The sequence below is a fragment of the Burkholderia sp. KCJ3K979 genome, assembly GCF_016759955.1.
Classification (GTDB): Bacteria; Pseudomonadota; Gammaproteobacteria; order Burkholderiales; family Burkholderiaceae; genus Burkholderia; species Burkholderia orbicola.
The window spans coordinates 1-1,062 of the sequence record NZ_JACFYV010000436.1 but is presented as its reverse complement, the minus strand read 5'-3'; the positions used below and the strand labels follow the sequence as shown (position 1 = coordinate 1,062).

2 protein-coding genes are annotated in these 1,062 nt (G+C 70.2%); both read left to right on the top strand.

Translation table 11 applies throughout. The annotated features are described in order from the left end of the window. On the top strand, positions 1 to 663 hold a 663-nt coding region (locus H3O04_RS35460; RefSeq protein ID WP_202589526.1), incomplete at its 5' end, for a PRC-barrel domain-containing protein. Beyond that, positions 660 to 1,062: MFS transporter (locus H3O04_RS35455; RefSeq protein WP_202589525.1), on the top strand; the 403-nt coding region annotated here is incomplete at its 3' end. The genes H3O04_RS35460 and H3O04_RS35455, both read left to right, overlap by 4 nt.

The window sequence follows — 1,062 nt, the reverse complement described above, 5'->3', positions numbered from 1 at the left end:
CCGCCCCCGCCGATCGTCGCGACGCGCTCGCTCGACCGCACCCAGATCCACGCGCTGCTCGACAGCGAGGTCGCGCGCCGCAACGGCAAGGTCGTCGGCCGCGCGGTCGACATGGTGGTCGACGCGAGCGGCAAGCCGCGCGAGATGATCGTCAACCTGCAAGGCTTCATGGGCATCGGCGACCGCAAGGTCATCTTCCCGTGGAACGTGTTCCGCTTCACGCCGGGCGGCAAACAGGAGCCGATCGTGCTCGACGTGCCGTCGGGCGACCTGCCGCCGGCCGCGCGACCGAAGGCCGTGCCGCTGTCGGGCTCGGCCGCGGCGTCGCCGGCGACGCGACTGCCGATGCTCGACAGCGACGTCGAGCGCCCGAACGGCACGAAGATCGGCCGCATCGTCGACGTGCTGATCGACCGCGGCGCCCAGCCGCAGGCCGTCGTGCTCGACCTCGGCGGGCTCGTCAATACCGACCGCCGCTCGATCGCCGCGAGCTGGGGCGCGCTGCGCTTCGTCACGCGCGACAAGGCGCTGCACCCGCAGCTCGACCTGAACGACGCCCAGATCAAGGCCTCCCCGCCGTACGCGGCCGACAAGCCGATCGTGGCGGTCTTCCCGCCCGTTGCCCCGGCCGCACCGGCCTCGTCTGCGAGTGCTACCCGATGACGATCAAGCATTCCGTCAGCGTGCGCAGTCTCCGGGCCCTCGACTGGCTCAACTTTTTCGTTGCAAACGTTCAAACCGGGTTCGGTCCGTTCATCGCGTCCTACCTCGCGTCGCACAAGTGGACGCAGGGCGAGATCGGCATGGTGTTGTCGATCGGCACGATCAGCGCGATGGTCAGCCAGGTGCCGGGCGGCGCGGCCGTCGATGCGCTGAAGAACAAGAAAGGCGCGGCCGCGTGGGCGATCGCGGCCATCATCCTGTCCGCGGTCCTGCTCGCGTCCAGCCCGACGATCGTGCCGGTGATCGCCGCCGAGGTGTTCCACGGCTTTGCAAGCTGCATGCTGGTGCCGGCGATGGCCGCGATCTCGTTCTCGCTCGTCGGCCGCGCCGACCTCGGCG